Below are 18,655 nucleotides of genomic sequence, written 5' to 3'. Positions count from 1 at the left end.
TCCTTCTCTGATCAGCGTGTTTTATGTACTTGGTTTTCGATACCGAAACGACCGGGCTGCCGGCCAGCTTTAGCGCTCCTCTGACAGATAGCAGCAACTGGCCCCGCCTAGTAGAGCTGGCTTGGGGTATTTATGATGAGAACGGGCAGGAACGCGGCACCGGACAACTGCTGGTGCGGCCGGAGGGCTTTGCCATTCCGGCGGAATCCGTAAGCATACATGGTATCACCACGGAGCAGGCAACGGCGCAAGGCGTGGAGCTGAGTGAGGCCCTGGATCAGCTGGTACTAGCAGCCGGCGAGTGCCGGTACGTGGCTGCGCACAACCTGGAATATGACCTGGCTATTGTGGGCGCCGAGCTGCATAGGCTGGGGCGTCCGGCTTTTGGGGCGGATAAGCAGCTGGTTTGCACGATGCGCATGGGCACGAACCTGGAAACGGGCAAACGCAGCAAGCCGCCTAAGCTCCACGAGCTGCACACCGCCCTATTCGGGGAAGAAATGCAGGGGGCGCACCGCGCGGGGGCCGATGTAGCCGCTTGTGCCCGGTGCCTGTTTGCGCTGTTGCAGCGGGGTGTGTCCCTGCAGGCACCCAACCTGCCGTTGCCAAAGGCAGCGCCTCGAGCCAAGTCAACGCTGCCGACGCTGGACCTAGACAACCGGGAATTTCAGCTGGCGCTGGATCTGATTGAAAATACCAATCGGAGCGTGTTTCTGACAGGTAAGGCGGGTACGGGTAAATCGACGTTTTTGCGCTATATCGTGGCCCACACACGCAAAAAGGCTATTGTGGTAGCCCCCACGGGGGTAGCGGCGCTGAACGCGGGCGGCATGACCATACACAAGATGTTTGGGCTGCCGTTTGGCATTATGCAGCCGAACGACCATCGGATAGTTTATTTCGGGCCGCAGCGCTATACCGGCGAATGCCTGAACCAGGCAAAATATGATCTGCTGCAGGCCGTCGAGCTGGTTATCATCGATGAAGTGTCGATGGTGCGGGCCGATATTCTGGATGCCGTGGACCGGTCGTTACGCCTGAACAGTCGGCGGCTGCGGGAGCCGTTCGGCGGCAAACAGGTGCTGCTGGTAGGTGACGCGTATCAGCTGCCCCCGGTGCTGGTGCCGGCTGACCGGCAGCTGTACGAGCGGTTTTATACTACCCGTTATTTCTTCGGGGCGCGGGTGTTTGACCAGTTTCCGCTGATTACCGTGGAGCTGCGCAAGGCCTATCGTCAGCAAGACCCTCACTTTATTGGATTGCTGGACCGGGTTCGGACCAATGAGGCCGGTCCAGCGGATATGCGTGTGCTGAATGGCCGGCTTACTGATGCGCCTAAAGCGCTAGGGCGCGGTATTACCCTGAGCACCCGCAATAAGGACGCGGAGGACCACAACGCAAATGAACTGGCAAAGCTGACCTCTCCGCTGGTAAAATTCAACGCCGTGGTAACAGGGGATTTTGCGGAGAGTGACTTCCCGACGGCGCGGGAGCTGGTCCTGAAGTGCGGGGCGCAGGTAATGTTTGTAAAGAACGATTCAGGTGAGGCACCGCGCTGGGTAAACGGCACTATCGGGCGGATAGTGAAGCTGGAGAAAAGCATCGTGGAGGTGGAAACCGAGCAGGGAGCTACTTACACCGTGGAAGCCGTAACCTGGGATAAATGTGCCTATGGCTATGATGAAGCTACGGGACGTATCGAAAGCAAGGTTATCGGCACGTTCACGCAACGCCCGCTGAAACTGGCCTGGGCCCTGACGGTTCACAAAAGCCAGGGGTTGACCTTTGACGCGGTAGAAATTAATGCGCCCGGCGGATTCTTCGATTCGGGCCAACTGTATGTGGCCCTGAGCCGGTGCCGTTCCTTTGAAGGGCTGCAGCTACGCACGACCGTAGCACCGCGTGACGTGCGGGTGAGCCAGGAGGTGGTAGCGCTGCACCGTAGTGCCAATGATGAACAGCAAATAGCTACTGCTCTGGAAGAGGCGCGGCCTACTAAGCTATATCAGCAGAGTATAATGCTGTTGAACCGGGGCGACCTGCCCGGAGCGGTAGCCACTTTTTGTGAAGCGTTGAGTTTGCGGAATGACGCGATACAGCCGCTGTTCAGCCGCTTGTTGCGCCATAAGCTGCAAGGCTATGTGCGAGCCAAACAGGAACTAGCCAAGTTGAAGCCGGCGCATGAAGCCTTGCTAGCGGAAACCCAGGTGGCGGCGGCACTGCAAGTAGTGAAAGCAGCCCAGGAACAGGAGGCTTTAGCAGCACTGCAACTTGATCTGGACAATGCCCGGACCCAAAGCGAGCTGCAGAAACGTCAGCTCAAGTCATTAGCCGCCGACTCGAAGCAAAAGGAACGGCAATGGGAGCAGGAACGCCAGCAACTGCAAGCACAACTTGAGCAGGCTCAGCGTGAATTGAAGAAGGAACAGAAGAAAAGTTCTTGGTTGGAAGAATTACGTCTATATACAAAACAGGAACATGTTGAACAGCTTCAGCAAACAGAACTTGAGTATGTGGAGCTGCTATCATTAGTAGAGGATTGTGCCAGTGATACACAAGCGGAAGCCAACGAAGAAATTCATCGATTGGAGCAAGAGAATTTACAGGCTGGTCGTCAAATCGAACTGCTAAGGAAACTGCTATCTGATGCGGAATTGGCCAAAACCCAGCTAGGAAAAGACCTTGAAGAGGAAAAGCGGGCTAACAGGCCCTGGTGGATAAAAATACAGGACAAGTTCTGATAATATTCGCCTGACCTGAACACATTGAAAAACGGAAAATCAACCTCTATGCAGTATCCTCTACGCCACATTTCTATTCGGGTGCCTTGGCATGATGCCGGTTGGAATGGCACAGTATGCGCCTGCCCTACTCTGAATACGGCCTGTTTGAAGCTGAAGAATATAGCAGCCAGCAAGGATGACAAGGCCGAAGAATGTCTGGCCGGCGAGTCGCTGCAGAACCTGGATTCGGAACAGTTTCCGCCGTGCGTTAAGGAACGAGCCACCTTTATGGCTCCATTTGCCCTCGAGCGGCAGCATGCCCACCCCTACGCCAGGCCCAACTCGGATACCCACGCTCACTTCCGTCCTACAATTCTACGTTATCCAGCCTACGCAGCGGCTGGACTTCCTTTTCGGTGGCTGATGAAGTCGTTTGTCTTTAACGACGAAGGGAAAAATGCTAGCGGACTCATAGAAGAATTTCCGCTTGAAGATATTGACCGCAGCTACGAGCCGCAGCTAGACTTTGAAACCAATTGGCTGCAGGACCACCGCAACCACCGCGTGCTTCTAGACTGCTTCTGGAACCACATCCGGCCTCAGGAGTCACTGGTATTCTTTTACGCCAAGCAAGTGCCGCTGGTGGAAGATACCGGACGTCGAGTCATCGTTGGAGTTGGCCGGGTATGGGAAGTAGGTGATCTTACCGAGTACCAGTATGACCGCCCGGCAACCAAAGCGCCCATTCGAAGCTTGCTCTGGGAGCGAATGGTTAAGCACTCGATTCGACCAGACTTCGCTGATGGGTTTATTCTGCCTTATCACGAAGCTTTGGCCAAGTCAGAAGGAGGGATAAAATTTGACCCGGCTGAAGCAGTAGCTTTCGCACCAGAAGACCGGTTTACAGAGTTTTCGTACGCCACCGAACACCTCGGTCCGGATGCAGCTATTAGCGCTCTACTGGCGTGCCGTAATGCGCTGGAGCGAGCTGAAGAGTTGTTCGGCTACGACAAAAAACGGCAGGATACCTGGATAGATGCACAGCTAGGAAGACTCTGGCGCTTGCGCGGAGCTTTTCCAGGCCTAGGAGCCGTACTGGCTGCTACCGGACTGGAAATGGGCAATTTCATCGGCTTACTGTTGCAGGAAAAGGCTGGTGAGGAAGGTAATCCTTGGACACTGTGGGAAGAAACTCTTGCGGAGCCCAGTCGTCATCTGCCCGCTTCGCTAGCGTCTAATCTGGATGATACAATTCGGAAGAGTTGGAAGCACAAATCCCCTGAGCGGCGCCAATTTCTGGATTTGCTCAGCCGCATGGACCTATCAACTGACCAGGCGGATATTCTAGCTAATCCAGAAATCCGCGACGACAAGGGAATTCTCGGCACGGACGCGGACTTTCTGGCCAATCCCTACTTAGTGTATGAAAACACCCGACTTACACCTTGGGCTGTAGGTATTGGCACAGTGGACAGAGGCGTACTACCTGCCCGGTTTGTGCGAGACAAGTTTCAATTGCCCGGCGCAACTGCGGTAACAACGACAGTAGACGCCCGGCGGATGCGGGCACTTGTAGTTCGGGAGCTAGAGAGTGCAGCAGTACAAGGCCATACACTCCAAGCCAAAGCTACCATTGTGCGTGCCTTACGTGAGCGGACCGATGACCCGGATGAGCGCCGCACACCTGTATCGGGAGACCTGCTAGCTGTGGCTGAAGCAGAGAACTTTGGTGATGTCGTGCATACAGTGAGCATGGCTGACGGCACTATGGCTTACCAGCTTGACCGCTTTGCAAAAATTGGTGAGCTGATCCGGCGCACCGTACAGAAGCGTACCAGTGCAGGCACGAAGAGGCACATTGTCAAGGCTGATTGGCGGGGCGAGTTGGACAAAGTGCTGGGGCCTCTGATGGGCAATGCTGACGAGCAGGAGAAAGAGAGGCTTGCCCGTGAAGAAAAGACAAGTGCCCTGACCGAATTGGCGGCTGCAAGGCTTAGCGTGCTGATTGGCCCGGCTGGTACTGGCAAGACCACGCTGTTGTCGGTGCTTTGTAGCCATCCTGAAGTGGCCACAGGGCGCATTCTGCTGCTGGCGCCAACCGGCAAAGCACGTGTACGCATGGAAGCAGTTGCGCGTGCTGCAGGCATTCAGCAAATGGAAGCAGCCACATTGGCCCAATTCCTTTCCCGCACCACCCCTAAACGCTACGACGGAAACACCCAGCGCTATTGCATTACCGGCGTCGTAGGGGAGCTGAAAGCACGCACAGTAATTGTGGATGAGTGTTCGATGCTGACGGAGGAAATGCTAGGAGCCCTTTTCGACGCGCTTGGTGGGGTTCAGCGCCTTATTCTGGTGGGCGACCCTCGTCAGCTGCCGCCTATTGGTGCTGGCCGTCCTTTCGCTGACATTATTTCATTCCTCACACCTGAAGCGGTCGAAAGCAAGTTTCCACAGGTAGGACCCAGCTACGCAGCACTTACAATACCCCGACGCCAGGGAGCCGGCGAGCGTGACGACTTACAATTAGCCAATTGGTTTGGTGGTGGGTCTAGGGGCCCAGGGGAGGACCAGGTATTTGAAATACTTACAGGCCAGCGTAGCAGCGATACTATCCGTTTTGTAAGGTGGGACTCACCTGAAGAATTGACAGCTGCTCTGCCCGGTGTCTTAGCAAGCGCGCTTGGTTTTGATCCTGACCTGGAAGAATGGCAATCTTTCGCGCTTAGCCTTGGAGGAGTACTCGATGATAGAGGCTCAGCTTGGTTCAACCTGGAATATGGAAAAAGACAAGGCTCCGGTAGAGCAGCGGAAAGCTGGCAAATTCTGAGTCCTGTTCGCCAGCAACCATGGGGGGTCAATGTGTTAAATCACCACATTCAACTACGGTATAAGGGCCTGCAAATAGAGCAAGCCCGTAGGTCAGAGGGCTATCGGAGCATTCCACCACCTCGAGGTGAACAGCAAATAATCTACGGGTCAAAGGTTATTAACAACCGTAACTGGTCTGTGCCAGCCGGACGCCTTTATCCGAATGAGGAAGGCATGCGGGGCTATCTAGCGAATGGAGAAATCGGAATGGTGGTAGGCCATCGGAAAACACGGTTTCGTTCTTTCAAGCCGGAGAACCTGGAAATTGAGTTTGCAACTCAACCTGGGTTATCAGTCAAGTATTATGAGTCTGATTTTAGTGATGAGAAAGACTCTGGGCTGGAGTTAGCATATGCTCTGACGATACACAAGGCTCAAGGCAGCGAGTTTGATACCGTGATACTTGTGCTGCCCAAGTCGCCCCTCATGCTTTCGAGGGAATTGCTTTATACCGCTCTTACCCGGCAGAAAAAGCAGGTTTTGGTGTTGCACGAGGGCTCGGCAACAGATTTGCATCGAATGAGCGGAGAGGGCTTCTCCGCAACGGCAGCACGCCTTACTAACCTTTTCGGTCCACCACGACCTGTAGAGGTAGGCCAACGGTTTTTGGAGGACCGATTGATACACCGCACCAGCCGGGGTGATGCCGTTCGTTCGAAGTCGGAGGTAATTATTGCCAATTTGTTGCATACCCATGGACTAGCTTACCACTACGAAAGTCCATTGGAATTAGATGGTATTATTAAGTATCCAGACTTTACAATCGAGGATGACGATACCGGCCAAACCTATTATTGGGAACACTGCGGGATGTTGCATGATCCGGCCTACCGGCGTCGCTGGGAAGCCAAGCTAGTTTGGTATGCTGAGCATGGCATATTGCCCAACACTGAAGGGGGCGGGCCAAACGGCACGCTTATTATCACCAAGGATGACCCGGCTGGCGGCATTGATTCGCATGAAATTACTGGCATTTTAAAATCGTTGTTTTAGCCTAAAGACAAATTTTGTACTTCCACCACCTCGAATAAGCCAGCCAAAGAGGCTAGGTGTAGCAGCTCTACTCGTAACAGTTAGAGGACTTAGTACCGATAAGTCAGTATTATCGGTACTAATATTCATACAACGCTTAAAATCTATCGATGGGCTATACATCTTCTTACCTGGAGTAGAACTGTATAGCTCGTCCTACTTCCCCTGAGCTTTGACTCAACTCGACACGGAACGTGGCGCCTTGGTTTTTCGGACTATCAACCTCGATACAGCTGACCAGGTGCAGTCTCATGCCCGCCTCGGTCGTATAGCCACTCTGGCGGCGAAGCAGGTGAAACACTTTCTGGCCATACCTGCGCGCGCCGACGTCCAAGCCGTTGTTCACCTTCCGTACCGGCTGCGGCCCGGCTAGGTGTACGACTAGATGGATGCGCACAAGGTGTGCCGGGTCCAGGCACTTCCATTAGCGAAATTTTCGCCTCGTTATGAGAAGAACCCCGACGCCGTCAGCGGTTACATGCTCTGGGTGGGTAGCCTGGCGCACGGGCATGCCAAGGGCTTTTTGCTTGGTCGTACTGCCTGAAACAACGGCGGGGTCAAGCGTCGCCAAACGGAGCCTGTTGCACCTTCCGCGCTTTTTACCACGATTGGGGCCAAGCCCATGCGCCAACGGGAAATGCTACGCCCGTAAAGCCCTTGCCTTAGCAGCGAGGAATAGAATTACGCGGAGCATTGCTATATTTCTAAGGGTAAACACGAGCGCAGCTGCAGGAGCTCCGTGCTGCCAACCGTGCCCCCGGGCCTGGTCAGGTCTCTGAAGTAGGCCAGGCCGCTACCCGCCCCCTTAGGGCACTTCCCTTCCCGTACCGAGGCCTTCGTGAACTTCCGTCCCCGGTAGCGGTTCTTGTTGTAAACCATACGGATGGGCTCCATGTCCTGCAGCAGCGTGCGGCGGGTCGTTGCACCGGACCGGCTAGCACAACCCAGGCAAACGCCGACGCCTCGGAGTGGACTTATTTGACATTCAACTGTATATTCGTTACTACTTGTAGTGTTGCTTAATTTTTAAGGTGTGAAGTCCGCTGCTCTATCTTCTTATGCTGGTATGCCGGATTCTGCCGTACTCGCGGCAATGCAGGCCGGGGATGAAGCAGCCTTTGCCGAACTGTATACACGCTATAGCTATCCGCTTTTCAACCTTGCGTACGGGAAGCTGAAGAACCGGCAGGTTGCCGAGGAGCTGGTGCAGGATCTGTTCGAAGCGCTGTGGAGCAAACGCACTACCACCCAGATTGAGCAAGCCGGCCCTTATCTATTTTCGGCCCTTCGCTACCGCGTCATCAACTACATCAAATCCGAGAAGGTGCGGACGAGCTACGAGCTGTTCTGCCGCCTGCACCTGAGCGAGGCCGACAACGGCACGGAAGCAGCCGTGGCATTCATTGACCTGAACGAGGCCCTGACTGCGGGCATGCAGCACCTGTCCGAGAAAGCCCAGGAAGTGTTTCGCCTGAGCCGCCTGGAGCAGTATACTATTCCCGAAATCTCGGTGCGCGTGAACTTGTCGGAGAAAACGGTAGAGTACCATTTACGGAAATCGCTCAAGCTCATGCGACTCTACCTGCGCCAGTTTCTGATGCTGATCTGGCCCCTGCTATTTTTTATCAAATAGGTAACATTCTGACAGTAAGTAAATTACCATTATCCACTGGTTGATTTAGAATACGGGGTAAAAAATAAATGCGGTTGACGTGAGGGTAATCGGCGACTTGGGTGACTTCCTAGTCAGCACCCTGCCAACCCCTGCGCCCCGTGACGGAACCCGAATTTCACAATCTGCTGCACCGTTACCTTGCCGGTCAGTGCACGCCTGAGGAACAGGCGTTGGTCGAGCACTGGTACGACCGGCTCGAAGAAGCGGACGGACAGATCCTGCCCGCCCACAAGCCGGCCGAAGTAGAGCAGGCCATCTGGGCGCGGCTGATGCAACACCGCCACCCAACCGAGCCGGCGGCCCGGGTAGTGGCCATGTGGCCCTCGACGCCCTGGCGCTGGGCCGCAGTCCTGGCCCTGCTAGCCGTCAGCCTGGGCTTGCTCGTGCTGGCCACCAGCCGTTTGCGGGCGCCTGTCCCACCCAACCAGGTTGCCGCCGCCACTACGTGGCAGCTGCGCACTAACTCAACCCGGCAGATACTGAATTTCCGCCTGCCCGACAGCAGCCGGATCAGCTTGCACCCGGGCAGCAGCCTGCGCTACCGCACGGCCCTGACGGGCCCCCGACGGGAAGTGCACCTGGAAGGCGAGGCCTTCTTTCAGGTCAGTAAAAACCCTCAGCGACCTTTTTTGGTGTTCACCAAACAAGTGGTTACCACTGTGCTCGGCACCAGCTTCCGGGTGAAAGCCTACGCAGCTGATAAAGACGCTTCGGTAGCGGTGCGGGAAGGCAAGGTGGCCGTTCAGGCCCGGCAGGGCGCGCAGCTGGATGCTTCTCCCGCGCGCCCGGCCGCCCGGGGAGTCGTGCTGCTGCCCAACCAGCAGGTGGTGTACTCAGCGGCCCACCAGCGCCTGAAAAAGGAGCTGGTAGACCGGCCGGTGGTGCTGGCGCCCCAGCCCCTGGAGTTTGAAGCGCGGCCCGTGGCCGACGTGCTGGGGGCCCTGGAAAAAGCGTACGGGGTTGAAATCAAGTACGATACGGCCAAACTGGCTGACTGCACCGTCAGCATTACCTTCTACGACGAGCCTCTGTTTGAGAAGCTGGGCTTGCTATGCAAGTCCCTGGGCGCCTACTACACGCTTTCCGACGCTACCATTCTCCTTCACAGCAACGGCTGCCAGGGCCAGTCAGGCACCTAGCCTTACCCGCAAGCCCCGTTCAGAGGAAGACCCACTTGATGTTGACCACTGTAGCAGCTTCCGAACCTATTTACTCAATCGATTGCGAAGACACTGTTGAGGTTTCCTTTTTTTCCAAACTCCCACACCCCACTACTCTACCTCTATGAAAAAAACTGTACAGTTCCCCCCGCCTGCCCGGTCTGCGGTGAGCGGGTTGCTGCTGCAAACGGCAGTCCTGTGCTTGCCGATCCTGACAACGGCCGCGCATGCTGCGGCGGCGGGCCCGGCAGCATCCCGCCTGACGGTGCACCAGGGAGTACTCGAGCAAAAAATTACGTTGCAGGCAGAGGCACAAACCATCAAGGAAATCCTCAGTCAGATTGCCCGTCAGGCCAATATTCGGTTTGTATATAGCCAGCAGCTGGTTGGGGCCGACCGCAAAGTGACGATCAATGCCCAGGACGCGCCCTTGCTGGCCGTGCTGGACGAAGTATTGGCCCCACTCAAGGTTCAGTATGAAGTAGCCAACAAGCGCGTGCTCTTGCGGGCGGCTTCCGAGCCTGTTTCCGCAAACGATTCCGGTAGACCGGATGTCCCCGTTTCCGGGCGGGTAACCGATGCGAAAGGAGACGGTATACCGGGCGTAACGGTGGTCGTGAAAGGCACGTCTATCGGGGCCAGCACCGGCCCCGACGGCAGCTTTACCCTGCAAGCTCCCGAGAACAGCGTGCTCGTATTCAGCTTCGTGGGCTATACCCGCCAGGAAGTACCCGTAACCGGAGCCGCTACCGGCCTGCGCATAACCCTGAGCGAAGACAGGCAGGCCCTGAGCGAAGTCGTAGTCATTGGCTACGGTACGGCCCGCAAAAGCGACTTGACCGGCTCGGTAGCCTCCATCAGCGGGACCCAGCTGACCCAGGTAGCCACCTCCGACCCCGTACAATCCCTGCAAGGCCGCGCAGCCGGTGTGGAAGTGACCTCCAACAGCGGCCAGCCCGGCTCGGGTACCCGCATCCGGGTGCGGGGCGTGGGCACGATCAACAACAGCGACCCGCTGTACGTGGTGGACGGCATCCAGACCAGTGACATTGGCTTTTTGCTGCCCGCCGACATTGAGTCGACCGAGATTTTAAAGGATGCTTCGGCCACGGCCATCTACGGCTCGCGCGGGGCCAACGGCGTGGTGCTCATCACCACCAAGCACGGCAAGGCCGGCGCCACGCAGTTCAACCTGTCGGGCTACACGGGCTTCCAGCAGATCCGGCGCACGCTGCCCCTGACCACGGCTGCCCAGTACTCGACGCTCGTGCTGGAAGCCTTCACCAACGCCGGCAAGCCGCTGCCCGACTATGCCCCGCTGCTGCAGAATGCCATTGCCACCAACGCCGAAGGCATTGATTACCAGGATCTGGTGACGCAGAAGGGCCTGATTGCCAACTACAGTCTGTCGGCCTCGGGCGGCACCGAGCAAAACCGCTTCCTAGTCAGCGGCAGCTACTTCCAGCAGGACGGCATCATCAAGAATTCGGGCTTTAAAAAGTATGTGCTTCGGGTGAACGACGACCTCGTGCTCACCAAGCGCATCAAGGCGGGCGTGGCGGCTACGTTTACCCACAATGACCAGACAGGCAGCGGCGACGGCCAGGGAGGCTCCCAGCCCTACCTCGTGCTGCAATATGCCCTGCAAACCAACCCGGTTCTCAACCCGTTCGGCCCCAACGGGACCTTCAACGAGGACAACATTACGCGCAATGCCCTGAACGTGCCGCGCTACCTCGACGAGCAGCAGTACAACAAGTTGCAGAACAACAACCTGTTCAGCAGCAGCTATCTCGACGTGGAGCTGGTCAAGGGCCTGTCGTTCCGCTCCACGTTTGGCATCAACTACTTCAACAACCACCCCAAAGTCTACCAGCCCCAGTACTACATCGGCCCGGTGGACCAGCGGGCCCAGAGTGCCCTGATTGAGACGCGCAGCGAGAACGTGTCGTGGGTATGGTCGAACTACGCCAACTACACCAAAACCTTCGCCGACAACAGCTCTTTCTCGGCTACCTTGGGCCAGGAGGCCCAGCGGGGCTACGGCAACGGCATTTCCATCACGGCCTTCAACGTGCCGGCCGATGCCTCGCTGCAATACGCGTCGGCCTCGCGCAGCACGGGCAACGTGGTGCGCAGCTCGCAGTACGACGGGAGCCTGGCCTCGTTCTTTGGGCGGGCCAACTACAATTTCCGGGACCGGTACCTGGTGACGGGCACGCTGCGCCTGGACCAGACCTCGAAGTTTCTGGGCCCCGTGCGCAAGGGCTACTTCCCGTCGGTAGGCGCGGCCTGGAACATCTCCAACGAGCAGTTTCTCAAAGACGTGCGCTACCTCTCGGTGCTGAAGCTGCGGGCCAGCTACGGCCAGGTAGGCAACCAGAACGCCGCGCCCAACTACGGCTATGCCTCCGTGGCCAGCAACAACCAGACCTACTCCTTCAACGGCGTGGCCGCTCCCGGCTTGGCCATCAGCCAGATCAACAACCCGGACCTGAAGTGGGAAACGGCCATTACCACCGACGTGGGCCTGGATGCCGAGCTCTTCGACAGCCGCCTGACCCTGACGGCCGACTACTTTGAGCGCCGCACCAGGGACATGATTGCCCTGCTGCCCCTGCCCGACTACGTCGGTCAGGCCCCGGCCAGCGCCAACGTGGGCGCCCTGCGCAACCGCGGCCTGGAACTGGCCCTTAACTACCGCAACGAGCTAGGCAAGCTCCAGTACAACGTGGGGCTTAACTTCACCAAAATCAACAACGTCGTGACCAGCCTGGGCGGGGCCAACCCCATTGCCAGCGGCAACGTGCTGACGCAAATCAACAACACGACCCTAACTGACGTGGGCCGCGAAATAGCCTTCTTCTACGGCTTGCAGGCCGAGGGGATATTTCGTAATCAGGGCGAGATTGACGCCTACAGAAACGCCGACGGGACGCTGGTGCAGCCCGGGGCCCAGCCCGGCGACGTGCGCTACCAGGACACCAACGGCGACGGGGTGATTACGGCCGCCGACTACACCTACCTGGGCTCTGCCACCCCCGATTTCACCTACGGCGGCTCGCTGGGCCTGAACTACGCAGGCTTCGATTTCAAGGTGCTGCTCTACGGCGTGCAGGGCGCCGAGGCGCTGAACGGGGCGGCGTTCAACCTGAATAAGTCGGCCGACTTTGTAGGCGTGTGGAGCAACTTCTACGCCAGCCGCATGGACCGCTGGACGCCCAGCAACCCCAACAGCAACCAGCCCCGCGTCACCTCGACCGATACCAACGGCAACGACCGGATGAGCAGCCGCTACGTGGAGGATGCCAGCTACCTGCGCGCCCGCAACATGGAGCTGGGCTATACGCTGCCCCAGTCGCTGCTGGGCAAGGTGAAGGTGAACGGCGCCCGGGTGTTCGTATCGGTCGATAACGTCTTTACCCTGACCAAGTACACGGGCTACGACCCCGAGATATCGACGGCGGCGTTCTACAACAACCCCCTGGCCTACGGCGTGGACTACGGTAACTACCCGCAGGCCCGTACCTACCGCCTGGGCTTCAACCTGCAGTTCTAACCACGTATGTCCTACCTACCCTCTATGAAACCCACCCGTGCCGCCGTCCTGCTCGGCCTGCTGATAACGACCGCCCTGGCTTCGGGCTGCCAGGACTTTCTGGATAAGGAGCCCCTGGGCACCACCACCCAGGACAACCTGTTCCGGGACCCGACCAATGCCGTGCAGGCCATTAACGCCGTCTACGACGTGGCCGCCTGGGACCAGGGCCCCAAGTGGGGCGACCCCACCGGCCAGTACGTGGCCCAGACCTACGAATGGATGTTCGGGGACCTGATGAGTGACGATTCCGAGAAAGGCGGCAGCTCGCCCAGCGACTTTTTGTCCCTGATTGAGCTCAAAACCTGGAACATTCCGCCCTCGAACCCGCCCGTGACCACGCTCTGGGTGCACAGCTTTACGGGCATTGCCCGGGCCAATACGGTGATTAACAACATCGACGCGGGCACCATCGACGCGGCCCTGAAAGCGCGCCTGAAGGGCGAAGCCCTGTTTCTGCGGGCCTATTTCTACTTCAACCTGGTCAAGGGCTTCGGGGGCGTGCCGCTCTTTGAAAAGAACGTGACGCCCGCCGAGGCGCCCAACGCGACCCGCGCCACCATTGCCCAGACCTATGCCTTCATCGAAAAAGACCTGAAGGCCGCCGCGGCCCTGCTGCCCGAGAAGGGCGCCTACGCCGCCGCCGACAACGGCCGGGCCACCAAGGGCGCGGCCACCGGCTACCTGGCCCGCGTCATCCTCTACCAGCTGGGCACCGTGAACGGCAACAACCACACCTGGCAGGAAGTGTACGACCTGACGAGCACCGTTATCAGCTCCGGCCAGTACAGCCTGCTGGCCAACTACGCGGCTATTCACCAGGAAATCGGCGAGAACAGCAGCGAGTCGCTGTTTGAAATCCAGTTTGCCACTTCCAACGATGGCTACGGCCCCATTTCGGTGGGTACGACCAACAATATCTTTCAGAACAACCGCCGAACCTTCGGCTACGGCTTCAACAACCCCACGCAAAATCTGGTGGACGAGTTTGAGCCCAACGACCCGCGCCGCGAAGTCACCGTCATCAAGAACAACGACATCGTGCTGGGTATTCTCAACCCCGTCGACCTGACGCAGAATGCCACGGGCTATTTCAACCGCAAGGCGGCTATCCTGGCGCCCAACGCCCCGGAGTCGGGCCCGCAGAACATCCGCAAGCTGCGCTACGCCGACATCCTGCTGATGAAGGCCGAAGCCGCCGCCCAGCTCGGTAAATCCGCCGAAGCAGTAGCGCTGGTCAACCAGGTGCGGCAGCGGGCCCGCAATTCCACCCGGCCGCCGGGCACCACGCTGGGCTCCCTGGCCTACGAGCCCGCCAACACCCCGCCCGGCACCTTGCCCGATCTGGCCCCCGGCTTGTCGGGCCAGGCCCTGCTGAACGCCATCTGGCACGAGCGCCGGGTAGAATTCGGGGAAGAGTCGCTGCGCCTGTGGGATTTGATTCGTACGGGCCGCTACTTCAGCATTCTGCCGGCTGACGTCCGGGCGCGCGCCCAGTCGCACGTGGCCACCGAGCAGTCGGTCAACCCGATGCCCCTGCTGCCCATTTCCCTGAACGATGCCCAAACCTGGAAGCTGGCGCAAAACCCTGGCTATTGATTGCCAGCTGCTTCCCCAAAAGCCGGCTGGCTGCCTCCCTTAAGGCAGCCAGCCGGCTTTGCGCTGCGTAGCCCAGCCCGGGTGGAGAATAAAATCAGGAAGGATGCATCCCGGGCAGGGAAAGCAGCGTCAATCGGGCGGCACCGGCGCTGTTGCTGTCCACTCCGCCAGCAGCGCCGTCTTGACCGGGAGGCTGCCGAAGCGGAAGAAACGGCCCGGCATTTATTAGTTTTAGCTACGCGTTCTAACCTGTACCTTCACCCGGTAAGCGTACCCGAGAAAATCACGAGCATGAAAAAATCCCTGGCCGTGATGGCCACCCTGCTGCTGCAAACTGCCGGCCTTTTTGCACAATCGATTGACTTGATTAATCCCATCCTCACCGGCTTTTACCCGGACCCCAGTATTGTGAAGGTAGGTCCCGACTACTACCTGGTCAACTCCACCTTCTCCTACTTTCCCGGCATTCCGGTGATGCACAGCCGGGACCTCAAAAACTGGAAGCAGATTGGCAACGTGATAGACCGGCCCGCGCAGATGACGTTTATGGGCGACCGGATGACGCGGGGCCTGTTTGCGCCGGCCATTGAGTACCACAACGGCACTTACTACGTCACCTGCACGCTGATCGACCACAAGGGCAACTTTGTGGTAACGGCCAAAAACCCCGCCGGCCCGTGGAGCAACCCCACGTTCCTGCCCGAGGTAAAGGGCATCGACCCCTCGCTGTATTTTGAGGGCGACAAGGCCTACGTTATCTACAACAGCGACCCGCCGGACAACAAGCCTCTTTACGACGGTCACCGCTCCATCAAGATGATCGAGCTCAACCCGCAAACGCTGCAAACCGTGGGCGAGGCGAAAATCGTGGTGAACGGCGGGGTCGACCTGAGCAAGAAGCCCGTCTGGATTGAGGGCCCGCACCTGATGAAGCGCAATGGCTGGTACTACCTCTACGCGGCCGAGGGCGGTACGTCGGTGAACCATACGGAGGTGGTCTTCCGCAGCAAGGCGGCCCTGGGGCCGTTTGTGCCCTACGAGAAAAATCCCATCCTCTCCCAGCGCGAGCTGCCCAAGGACCGCAAAGACCCCATCACCTCGGCCGGGCACGCGCAGTTTGTGGAAGGGCCTGATGGCAAAACCTACGCTATTTTTCTGGCCGTGCGGCCCTACGAGGACAACTTCTACAACACCGGGCGCGAAACCTTCATTGTGCCCGTGGAGTGGAAAGACGAGTGGCCGGTGATGGCGCCCGGCCCCACCGGAGTGCAGTACTCCTACAAGGCCAGCTTCCCCGAAGTCAAGCAGAAAGGCGCCCGGCCCCAGAGCGGCAACTTCGCCTACACGCTCACCTTCGACAAGCAGCTCGACCCGGCGCTGCTGTTTATGCGCACCGTGGACAGCGCCAGCTTCTCGCTGAGCAAGGCCAACGGCCTCACCCTGAAGCTGAAGCCCGAAACGGTGGCCGAAACCGGCAACCCGGCCTTTGTCGGCAAGCGGCAGCAGCATCTGTACGGCAGCGCCGAAACCGAATTGAGCTTTGCGGCCAGGGCGGCCAATGAAACGGCCGGCCTGGTGGTGTTTCAGGATGAGAAGCACTTCTACTACCTCTGCAAATCGGTGGAGAACGGCAAGCCGGTCGTGCAGCTGCTCAAGAGCACGACCGATACCAAGAACCCCGAGCTGCTGGCCAAAGCGCCCCTGCAAGCGGCAGTCGGCAAAGTGCAGCTGCGCATCAACGCCGACGGAGATACCTACAGCTTCCGCTTCTCGGAGGACGGCAAAAACTACACCTTGCTGAAAGACAAGGTAGACGCGCGCTTTCTGAGCACGCAGGTAGCGGGCGGCTTTATTGGCTGCCTGTACGGCATGTACGGCACCTCGGCCGGGCAGCCCACGACCAACACCGCCTCCTTTACCTGGCTCAAGTACGAGGGCCATGACCCTATGTACAAAAAGTAATCCGCCGGCCCCTTCGTCAGCTTACACCTTTCTTTCCGTATGCGCTCCATTCCCCTTCTGTGCCTGCTTGTGCTGCCCCTGACTGCGGCGCAGGCCGCTAAGCCCGTTCTGGTCAGCAGCCCCGATGGGGCGGTGCAGGTGACCGTAGACGTCACCCCGCAGGGCCAGCCGACTTATGCCGTGCGCTACGCCGGCACCGAGCTGCTGCGCCCTTCCCGCCTGGGCCTGCAGCTAGCCGGCGCCGACCTTACCCAGGGCCTGAAGCTGAAAAAAGCCGACAAGGTGGAAGCCGTAACGGATGACTACGAGCTAACTACCGACAAGCGCGCGAATTGCCACTACCGGGCCAACCGGCGCGTGGTGCACTTCGCGGGCAACACCAAGGCCCTGAAGCTGAGCGTCGTGTTTCAGGTGTCGAACGACGGGGTAGCGTTTCAGTATGTGCTGGAAGGCAAAGAGCCGGAAGTGCAGCGCCTTGCCGCCGAGGCTACTACGTTTCACCTGCCGGCCACTGCCAAAGGCTGGCTGCACCCGCACGCCAAGGCCCAAACCGGCTTTGCCAACACCCAGCCTTCGTACGAGGAGAATTACCAGCGGGGCATCGCCGCCGGCACGCCGTCTACCATCGGGCAGGGCTGGTCGTTTCCGGCCTTGTTTGCGACGGGCGGGCACTGGGTGCTGCTGACCGAGGCCGGCATGGGCCGCAGCTACGCCGGCACCCACCTGGCGCACGAGTCGCCCGACGCCGAGTACCGCGTAGCCTTCCCGCAGGCGCCCGAAAAAACCACGCCCGACGCGGCCCTGCTGCCCGAAGGCCGCCTGCCCTGGCGTACGCCCTGGCGCGTTATTGTGGTGGGCAACTCCCTGGCGCCCATCGTGGAATCGACGCTGACCACCGACCTGAGCGTGCCCGCCACGACGCCCGTGCTGCCCGAAGCCCCCGGCAAGGCCTCGTGGTCGTGGGTGCTGCTGGGCGACCAGAACACCACCTACGACGTGCAGCGCCGCTTTATCGACTACTCGGCCACCATGGGCTGGCGCTACTGCCTCGTAGATGCCCTCTGGGACCAGCAGATCGGCTACGACAAAACCCAGGAGCTGGCCCAGTATGCCCGCTCCAAGAACGTGGGCCTGCTGGTGTGGTACAACTCCAACGGCCGTTGGAACGAGGCCCCGCAAACGCCCACCAACGTGCTGTTCGAGGCCGAAAGCCGCCGGAAAGAATTTGCCCGCATCAGGCAGATGGGCATTGCCGGCATTAAGGTTGACTTCTTCGGCGGCGACGGACAGTCGTTTATGAATTACTACCAGGACCTGCTCGTCGACGCGGCCCAGGCCGGGCTGCTGGTGAATTTCCACGGCACGACCATCCCGCGGGGCTGGAACCGCACCTACCCTAACCTGATGACGATGGAGGCCGTGAAGGGCTTCGAGTTTCTGACCTTCGACCAGCGCAACACCGACCAGGAGGCCACGCACTGCGCCACGCTGCCCTTCACCCGCAACGCGGTGGGGCCGATGGACTTCACGCCCATGGCCTTTTCCGAGATTCGGGGCAAGGAGCGCCGCACGTCCAACGCGTTTGAGCTGGCCTTGTCGGTGCTGTTTCAGTCGGGCATTCAGCACTACGCCGAGGTGCCCGAGGGCATGGCCGCGCAGCCCGCCTACGTGCAGGCATTCGTGAAACAGCTGCCCCCGCGCTGGGCGGATGTGAAGTTCGTGGCGGGCTTCCCCGGCGAGTACGCCGTGCTGGCCCGCCAGGCCCCCGACGGCCGCTGGTACGTGGCCGGCATCAACGGCACCGACGCGCCTAAAACCATTCAGCTCGACCTGGGTACGCTGGGCCTGAGCGGCGGCACGCTCATCACCGACGGCGCCAGCCACCGCAGCTTCAGCACTAGGGCCATAGACGGCCCGGCCCTGAGCCTCACCCTGCCGGCCCGCGGCGGCTTTGTGGTGCAGCCCTAGCGATGCGGCGGCGCTACCCGCGCAGTAAACATTCCTGGCCAGGCCTGCCCAACTCACTGGTTAACGA

At 59.2% G+C, this 18,655-nt stretch carries 8 protein-coding genes; all 8 read left to right on the top strand.

The genetic code is table 11. The features are described from left to right. Positions 1 to 23 precede the first annotated feature (23 nt). The 8 genes from E5K02_RS25045 (at position 24) to E5K02_RS25010 (ending at position 18,588) form a co-directional block, all read left to right on the top strand. Complete coding sequence (locus E5K02_RS25045; protein WP_135399253.1) at positions 24 to 2,741, top strand: AAA family ATPase; 2,718 nt, start codon at positions 24 to 26, stop codon at positions 2,739 to 2,741. A gap of 48 nt (positions 2,742 to 2,789) precedes the next feature. Further along, entirely contained in the window at positions 2,790 to 6,587 is a 3,798-nt protein-coding gene (locus tag E5K02_RS25040) for an AAA family ATPase (protein WP_135399251.1), read from the top strand. A 1,105-nt stretch (positions 6,588 to 7,692) separates the two neighbouring features. Beyond that, positions 7,693 to 8,259 (top strand): RNA polymerase sigma factor, encoded by a 567-nt coding sequence (locus tag E5K02_RS25035; RefSeq protein WP_135399249.1) that lies wholly within the window; start codon positions 7,693 to 7,695, stop codon positions 8,257 to 8,259. Positions 8,260 to 8,399: 140 nt separating this feature from the next. Next, positions 8,400 to 9,440, top strand: a complete 1,041-nt coding sequence (locus E5K02_RS25030; RefSeq protein ID WP_135399247.1) for a FecR family protein — start codon at positions 8,400 to 8,402, stop codon at positions 9,438 to 9,440. Between the two features lie 145 nt (positions 9,441 to 9,585). Next, entirely contained in the window at positions 9,586 to 13,020 is a 3,435-nt protein-coding gene (locus tag E5K02_RS25025) for a TonB-dependent receptor (RefSeq protein WP_135399245.1), read from the top strand. Positions 13,021 to 13,044: 24 nt separating this feature from the next. Further along, a complete protein-coding gene (locus E5K02_RS25020; protein WP_167856586.1) occupies positions 13,045 to 14,658 on the top strand; it encodes a RagB/SusD family nutrient uptake outer membrane protein in 1,614 nt (537 codons plus the stop codon). A gap of 291 nt (positions 14,659 to 14,949) precedes the next feature. Further along, positions 14,950 to 16,620, top strand: a complete 1,671-nt coding sequence (locus E5K02_RS25015; protein WP_135399241.1) for a glycoside hydrolase family 43 protein — start codon at positions 14,950 to 14,952, stop codon at positions 16,618 to 16,620. A gap of 39 nt (positions 16,621 to 16,659) precedes the next feature. Further along, positions 16,660 to 18,588 (top strand): glycoside hydrolase family 97 protein, encoded by a 1,929-nt coding sequence (locus E5K02_RS25010; protein ID WP_135399239.1) that lies wholly within the window; start codon positions 16,660 to 16,662, stop codon positions 18,586 to 18,588. Positions 18,589 to 18,655 lie beyond the last annotated feature (67 nt).

It is taken from the genome of Hymenobacter metallicola (genome assembly GCF_004745645.1).
GTDB classification, from domain to species: Bacteria; Bacteroidota; Bacteroidia; order Cytophagales; family Hymenobacteraceae; genus Hymenobacter; species Hymenobacter metallicola.
This window is presented reverse-complemented; position numbering and strand designations above follow the sequence as displayed.

Bases quoted from the DNA above. Each gene is read 5' to 3' on its own strand.
- E5K02_RS25045 (WP_135399253.1), top strand. From the start codon at position 24: ATGTACTTGGTTTTCGATACCGAAACGACCGGGCTGCCGGCCAGCTTT.
- E5K02_RS25040 (WP_135399251.1), top strand. From the start codon at position 2,790: ATGCAGTATCCTCTACGCCACATTTCTATTCGGGTGCCTTGGCATGAT.
- E5K02_RS25035 (WP_135399249.1), top strand. From the start codon at position 7,693: ATGCCGGATTCTGCCGTACTCGCGGCAATGCAGGCCGGGGATGAAGCA.
- E5K02_RS25025 (WP_135399245.1), top strand. From the start codon at position 9,586: ATGAAAAAAACTGTACAGTTCCCCCCGCCTGCCCGGTCTGCGGTGAGC.
- E5K02_RS25020 (WP_167856586.1), top strand. From the start codon at position 13,045: ATGAAACCCACCCGTGCCGCCGTCCTGCTCGGCCTGCTGATAACGACC.
- E5K02_RS25015 (WP_135399241.1), top strand. From the start codon at position 14,950: ATGAAAAAATCCCTGGCCGTGATGGCCACCCTGCTGCTGCAAACTGCC.
- E5K02_RS25010 (WP_135399239.1), top strand. From the start codon at position 16,660: ATGCGCTCCATTCCCCTTCTGTGCCTGCTTGTGCTGCCCCTGACTGCG.